This window comes from Anaeromassilibacillus sp. Marseille-P3371 (assembly GCF_900169665.1).
In the GTDB taxonomy this organism is placed as follows: Bacteria; Bacillota; Clostridia; order Oscillospirales; family Acutalibacteraceae; genus Anaeromassilibacillus.
The window spans coordinates 2,019,193-2,026,053 of sequence record NZ_LT835157.1 but is presented as its reverse complement, the minus strand read 5'-3'; the positions used below and the strand labels follow the sequence as shown (position 1 = coordinate 2,026,053).

The 6,861-nt window shown below is 49.8% G+C and carries 5 protein-coding genes, 1 tRNA gene, 1 pseudogene and 1 other annotated feature; of the genes and pseudogenes, 6 read left to right on the top strand and 1 reads right to left on the bottom strand.

Annotation, left to right across the window (positions count from 1 at the left end):
• The 6 genes and pseudogenes from B9Y59_RS15755 to tyrS form a co-directional block, all read left to right on the top strand.
• A pseudogene (locus tag B9Y59_RS15755) lies at positions 1–225 on the top strand (hypothetical protein); the annotation flags it as partial.
• Positions 226–290: 65 nt separating this feature from the next.
• The gene (locus B9Y59_RS08250; protein ID WP_054323401.1) at positions 291–1,109 is read left to right on the top strand and encodes a TlyA family RNA methyltransferase; all 819 of its coding nucleotides are present in this window, start codon (positions 291–293) and stop codon (positions 1,107–1,109) included.
• Positions 1,106–1,963, top strand: coding sequence for an NAD(+)/NADH kinase (locus B9Y59_RS08245; protein WP_054323400.1), 858 nt, complete (start codon positions 1,106–1,108; stop codon positions 1,961–1,963). The genes B9Y59_RS08250 and B9Y59_RS08245 overlap by 4 nt, the downstream gene beginning before the upstream one ends.
• A 1-nt stretch (position 1,964) precedes the next feature.
• On the top strand, positions 1,965–2,414 hold the full coding sequence (locus B9Y59_RS08240) for an arginine repressor (protein WP_054323399.1): 450 nt from the start codon (positions 1,965–1,967) through the stop codon (positions 2,412–2,414).
• A gap of 6 nt (positions 2,415–2,420) precedes the next feature.
• A complete protein-coding gene (recN, locus tag B9Y59_RS08235; protein ID WP_085532887.1) occupies positions 2,421–4,097 on the top strand; it encodes a DNA repair protein RecN in 1,677 nt (558 codons plus the stop codon).
• Between the two features lie 29 nt (positions 4,098–4,126).
• Positions 4,127–4,370: a binding site (T-box leader), on the top strand.
• A gap of 57 nt (positions 4,371–4,427) precedes the next feature.
• The gene (tyrS, locus tag B9Y59_RS08225; protein WP_085532882.1) at positions 4,428–5,657 is read left to right on the top strand and encodes a tyrosine--tRNA ligase; all 1,230 of its coding nucleotides are present in this window, start codon (positions 4,428–4,430) and stop codon (positions 5,655–5,657) included.
• 963 nt (positions 5,658–6,620) lie between these two features.
• Here tyrS and B9Y59_RS08220 read toward each other — a convergent pair.
• Positions 6,621–6,707 (bottom strand) — tRNA-Ser (locus tag B9Y59_RS08220).
• Positions 6,708–6,861: the final 154 nt, after the last annotated feature.

Below are 6,861 nucleotides of genomic sequence, written 5' to 3'. Positions count from 1 at the left end.
GGAGCAAAGCGTGTTTTCTTCTTTGAGGAAGGAATCGAACAGGGCGGTGTGGGTGAGCATTTTGAGCATTTGCTACATCAGGCCGGTTTTCAGGGCGTTTATATGCTGCATGCGATCCGTGGATTTGTGCGGCATGCGACCATGAAGGAATCGCTACACGATTTGCGGTTGGATGCGGATGGAATGTATCGCATCGTGATCGATGCAGTCCAAAATTGGACATAATTTGAAATAGAGATAAGGATGGATTCTCCCATAGAGGGTAGAACATCTTGATTAGGAGTTAAAAAGTGGCAGAAAAGAAGAGGTTGGACTGCCTGCTTTTTGAGCAGGGGTTCGCGCAGAGCCGGGAAAAAGCGCGCGCGATGATTATGGCAGGCAATGTCTACGTGGACAATCAAAAATCCGACAAGCCAGGCACCATGCTGCCGGCTTCGGCAAAGATCGAAGTGCGCGGGGCAACGCTGCCTTACGTCAGTCGGGGTGGTTTAAAACTGGAAAAGGCCATGGAACAATTTCCCATTTCCCTGGAAAACAAGGTCTGCATGGACATCGGCGCTTCCACCGGCGGTTTTACAGATTGTATGTTGCAGAATGGCGCGCGTAAGGTGTATTCCATCGATGTTGGGTATGGCCAACTGGCTTGGAAACTGCGTACGGATGCGCGTGTGGTGAATTTGGAGCGCACCAATGTGCGTTATTTGACTGCAGAGCAAGTCCCCGAACCAGTGGACTTTTTCAGTGTGGATGTTTCCTTTATTTCGCTATGTTTGGTTTTGCCCGTGGCAAGACAATTTATGGCGGATGGCGCACAGGCGGTTTGTCTCATAAAACCTCAATTTGAGGCTGGACGTGGCAAGGTTGGGAAAAAGGGCGTGGTGCGTGAGCCATCCATCCACGTCGAAGTGGTGGATAAAATTGTTCAATTTGTGTTGGAGCACGGCTACTCAGTGGAAGGACTGACCTATTCCCCGGTAAAAGGCCCGGAGGGGAACATCGAGTATCTGGTATTTCTATCCAAGGCAGAACAGCCGCACTGTGTCCCATTGGACATTCCAGCGCTGGTGTCGGAATCACACACAGTGTTAAATGGTGGTGAGTCGCATTGATTGTCTTTGTCATGCCAAATCTGACCAAAAAGGATGCACAATTCCACACGGAGCGTATCATTGACCAGCTGCACCGGTTTGGCACAGCCGTCTCGATGGATCAGCGTTATCAAGAGGCGTTTCCAGCGAGGGGGGTCCAATTCTGTGAGGATTTTTATCAAGGACTGGACGCCTGCGATGTGGTTGTCGCCGTCGGAGGAGATGGGACGATCATCCATGCAGCAAAACATGCAGCGATGGCCGGAAAACCTGTCCTGGGGATCAACGTAGGCCGTTTGGGATTTGTAGCGGGCCTGGAGGTGGATGAGCTCGAACAGCTCGAACAGCTGGTGTCCGGCCGGTATGCGGTGGAAAACCGCATTCTTTTACAGGTGGATTCGGTCCTGGGCGGTTTACATCAGACCTACTATGCATTAAATGATGCGGTGATTGCCCGCGGGTCGCTCTCTCGTATCCTGGATTTCAAGGTGCTGTTCAATAGCTCCAATATGTGTGACTACCGTGCAGACGGCTTGATCTTTTCAACGCCCACCGGGTCTACTGCGTATTCCCTGTCCGCGGGCGGGCCGGTGATCGATCCCAGCATGGAATGTATTTTGTTGACACCCATTTGCCCGCACTCGTTGTTTGCAAGGACCGTGGTCTTTGGCGGTGATGCGGTGCTAGAGGTCCATGCCGTGCGGGATGCAGACAGCGAAATCTTTTTGACTGTGGATGGGGAGCGCGCTGTTCCTGTGCCGGACTGTTGCTCCATCTATATCAAGCGCTCAGGTTATCGGGCGCAAATTATAAAATTAAAACAGAACAATTTCTATGAAGTACTCAATCAAAAACTCGCGGAGAGGAGATCCTGAAATGAAAACGAGGCGGCATGCCAAAATTTTAGAGCTAATCAACGAATACAGCATTGACACGCAGGAAGAACTGTTGCGGCGCCTTCGGGAAGATGGATTCGATGTGACACAGGCGACTGTTTCCCGCGATATTAAGGAATTGCGGTTGGTAAAAACGCTCTCCAACGATGGCAAATACCGTTATTCGACCGGTAAGGAGACGGGAAAGGATCTGTCCTCAAAATTTTTCTCTTTACTGGCGGATTCTTCCCTCTCGATCGACTGTGCCAGAAACATCGTCGTTATTAAGGCGCTGACCGGTATGGCTCAGGCGATCTGTGCCGCCATGGACGGGCTCCATTGGGAGTCGGTTGTGGGAACATTGGCGGGGGATGACACCATCTTTGTTGTGACGCGGGATGATGAATCCGCAGAACGCTTGATGGCGGAACTGAAAAAGATTGTCGGGTGATACAATATGTTGACCCAGCTTTACATTGAAAATATCGCAGTAATCGAACGGGCTGCCATTGATTTTCAACCGGGGTTCAATGTTCTTACGGGCGAAACAGGCGCCGGTAAATCGATTCTGATCGACTCCCTGCATGCGGTGCTGGGGGAGCGTACTTCACGCGATCTGATCCGAACTGGAGCGCGCTCTGCCTTTGTCAGTGCAGCTTTTTGCGATGTGGGAAAGGGGACGGACGAAGCGCTTCGCGCACTTGGTTATACGCTCGAAGAGGATGGCACGTTATTGTTACAGCGCGAAATCAATGCGGAGGGAAAATCCTCTTGCCGGATTAACAACCGGCCGGCAACTGTCTCGGCATTGCGCGAAATCGGTTCCCTGCTGATCCACATTCACGGCCAGCATGAGAGTTATGGGTTGCTATCGCCGGAGTCCCACATGGGATATTTGGACCGAATGGGTGTTCCAGAAGCGCTCCTGCGGTCTTACCAGGATGCATACCGGCATATGTGCCGGGTGAAAAAAGAATTGGATAGCTTTCAAATGGATGAAGCGCAGAAAGCGCGGAAAATAGATCTTCTGACCTACCAGATCGATGAACTGGAGTCAGCCCAGTTGCGCCCGGGAGAACAGGAGGAATGGACCGAGCGGCGAGATCTCTATCGCAACAGTGAGAGAGTTGCAAGCGCTTTGCAGGCGGCGAAATTGGCGTTGGATGGAGAAGCTGAAGCCGAAGGAGCGCTTTCGGCTGTGACCGGAGCGGCGGAAGCATTGGCAGAAGCCGGGCGGTATCTGCCTGCGGCGGCGGCGTTGGCAGAGCGGTTGCACAGTGTACAGTATGAGTTGGAGGACTGTGGGGCAGAGATCGGCGGCCTTGCCGAGGGGATGGAATATGATCCGGAAGAGTTGGCGCAGATCGAGACCCGATTGGATCAGCTCTATCGCCTCGGCTTAAAGTATGGCGGGACTGTCGAAGAGATGCTCGCCTTTTTGGAGACCTGTAAAAAACAGCTATCCGACATCGAACTGTCCGATGAGCACATCGCTCGATTGACTAAAGAATACCAGGCGGCTGAAGCCGAAGCACAGCGATTGGCTGGGGAACTTTCTGCAAAACGGCAGGAAGTCGCAAAACAGTTTGCCAAACGTGTTCAGGAGGAATTGGCATTCTTAGACATGCCCCATGTAGCTTTTTTGGTGCAGTGCGAAAAGGGTCCGCTCAACTCCAGCGGGTGTGATAGAATCCAGTTTTTGGTTTCCACCAATCCCGGTGAACCGGCAAAGCCACTGGCCAAGGTTGCTTCGGGGGGAGAACTATCCCGAATGATGCTGGCGATTAAAACGGTACTCGCGGGAACAGACCGCATTGGTACCTTGATTTTTGATGAGATTGACACCGGAATCAGCGGCAGCGCCGCGCAAAAGGTGGGGTTGAAGTTGCGGGAGGTGTCCCATATGCGTCAGGTGATCTGCGTGACACATTTGGCGCAGATTGCGTCTCTGGCAGATATGCATTTCCAGATCAAGAAGCATGTGGAACACGATCGCACTTATACCGAAGTGGTGGCTCTCAACCATGAGGGCCGCAAACAAGAGCTGGCCCGCATTATGGGTGGAACGGAGATCACGGAGTTGCTTTTGCAAAATGCGGAGGAAATGTTACAATTGGCGAAAAAAACGCCTTGACAGTTCCAAGGTGGTTGGATATAATGGGGACAATAGCCTTGAAGGGAAGAAGTACGCAGAATGCGGCTGGCAAAGAGAGCCCGCGGTCGGTGGAAGCGGGAGCAGCGGTCGGCGGAAATACATCCTGGAGCTGCCGGGTAGAACGCCTTGAGGTCAGTAGATCCGGTCGGATTGGCGCACGTTATCGCGCACGGGTATGTTTGTACCCATGAGGCCGCATTCGTGAGGGTGCGGTAAACTGAGGTGGTACCGCGGGATTTCTCCGCCCTCTGCAAAAAATCGCAGGGGGCGTTTTCTTTTGCCCCCAATACAAAAAATGGAGGAAGAGACATGGGCGTATACGACGAACTGAAAGCGCGTGGTCTGATCGCGCAGACGACAAATGAGGAAAAAATTCGAGATTTGCTGAATAATGACAAGATTACGTTCTACATCGGTTTCGATCCAACCGCAGACAGCCTGCATGTAGGCCATTTTGTCCAAATCATGGTGATGTCCTGGATGCAGAAAGCTGGGCACGTGCCGGTTGCGCTGTTTGGTGGCGGCACAGGCATGATCGGCGACCCATCCGGCAAGAGCGACATGCGCAAAATGCTCACCAAGGAAACCATCGACCACAATATCGCTTGTTTCCAAAAACAAATGTCCCGTCTGATCGATTTTTCAGATGGAAAGGCGATTATGGCCAACAATGGCGATTGGCTGCTCGACTTGAATTATATCGAGTTTTTGCGTGAAGTGGGGGTACATTTCTCTGTCAACCGTATGTTGGCGGCGGAATGTTACAAGCAACGCTTGGAGCGCGGCCTCTCTTTCTTTGAGCTGAACTATATGTTGATGCAAAGCTATGACTTTTTGGAGCTTAACCATCGCTTTGGATGTACAATGGAGCTAGGTGGCGACGATCAGTGGAGCAATATCATCGGCGGTGTGGAATTGCTTCGCCGCAAAGAGGCAAAAGAGGTCTACGGAATGACCTTCACATTGCTCACAACCAGCGAAGGAAAGAAGATGGGTAAGACGGAAAAGGGCGCTGTATGGCTTGATCCGGAAAAGACCTCGCCCTTCGAATTCTACCAGTATTGGCGCAATGTGGATGATGCGGACGTCATCCGCTGCTTGAAGATATTGACGTTCCTGCCGCTAGAAGAGATCAACGAGCTGGAAAAACTGGAAGGCGGCGAACTCAACAAGGCGAAGGAAATACTTGCTTACGAGGTCACGAAGTTGATCCATGGGGAGGAAGAGGCCCAAAAGGCACAGGAAGGTGCACGCGCTTTGTTTGGAAAAGGAGTAAATACCGACAATATGCCTTCCACAGCGATTACTGAGGAGGACTTCGTCGATGGAGAGATTGGTGTGCTCGATCTGATGGTCAAGACAAAGTTGGCTCCGTCTCGCGCAGAGGGCCGCCGGCTGATTGAACAGGGCGGTGTCGCTGTGGATGACGAAAAAGTTCCGTCGATTTCTGCAAAGCTCTCCTTGGAGAAGGACTTTGAGAAAAAGTATGTCATCATTAAAAAGGGGAAAAAGGTTTTCCACAAGGTGACATTGGAATAAACAAACCACAGGATTGAAAAAGGTTTGGAATAAAAGCGAAGGCAGCTGTCATTTTAAGTAGAAAAGTATAAAATAAGCCCCCGGCCTAGCCGGGGGCTTATTTTAATTAGATGAACAACAGAAAAAGTACCCAGCTTATACGGGTTTGACCGGATTTTACGCGTTTCTCCGTGAAATATTTTCGATATGAATCCAATAAGCAACATTTGTAGCAATCCCTTTGCATTTGATGGACCTACAAAAATGACATCTGACTTTTCTGGATGGGGTTCTGCCCGGGGCTCATTCAACCGTAAAATGAACGGATATGCTTAGGACATTTTCACGCATTCCCCAAGTATTTTCCATACATCGGGAACGATCATTGAATAGCTAAGGATTCTGAATGGCGAGCCCAAAAGCAGGGGAGGGGAATCGGTTACCCTCTGAAAAAGTATTCGTCTTATCCAACCGTTCCAGGGACCCTCATTGCATTCCATTGTATTCTGAATCAAGAAATGATGGGTCCAACGGTTGAGAGAGGTTCCATGAAAAGATTCAATTATGCTTTGGGCGCCCTTTGATATTCGAAAGAATAGAGGAAGCCATGCGGAGTTGTAGCATTTTTATAAAGGCGATCTATATCTTATGCATGATATGGATTCTCAAATAGCGTTGTAACAGCAGTGCTTGGCTTTCAGAGAAACTCCTGATGGTTCGGGACGATTCTTGGAAATAAGAATCTGTGTGCTTCTGAAGCAACGACCATCACGATACTTTACTGAGTAGAACTAACGTTTGAAAGAGCTTCTTTTAAAGGAAGCAACATCCTTTTGGAGGAATCCATCGATTCTTCTCGTTTTTAAAGGACTTATTGCAGAGGTATTTCACACACATCGAGGTTCTATTCCCAAATTCATTCCTGAGATGCGTAAGAAGAAAAAGAAAAATCCAAGCAACTCTTCCGAATTGCTTGGATTTTGATGGCGGAGAGGATGCGACTCGAACGCACAATGCCTTGCGGCACACCACATTTCCAATGTGGCTCCTTACCAATTAGAATACCTCTCCAAATGGCTTTGCTGATCACTTATCGCTGACAGCTTGATCATTATAGCGGATTCTTTTGAAAAAATCAAGGGGGTTTTACAATATTTTTTAAAATTAGTGCAAATATTTTACTTGCGCCGATGGGTGACGTGTTATAATATAGAAACATATGAAT

Bases quoted from the DNA above. Each gene is read 5' to 3' on its own strand.
- tyrS (WP_085532882.1), top strand. From the start codon at position 4,428: ATGGGCGTATACGACGAACTGAAAGCGCGTGGTCTGATCGCGCAGACG.
- recN (WP_085532887.1), top strand. From the start codon at position 2,421: ATGTTGACCCAGCTTTACATTGAAAATATCGCAGTAATCGAACGGGCT.
- B9Y59_RS08240 (WP_054323399.1), top strand. From the start codon at position 1,965: ATGAAAACGAGGCGGCATGCCAAAATTTTAGAGCTAATCAACGAATAC.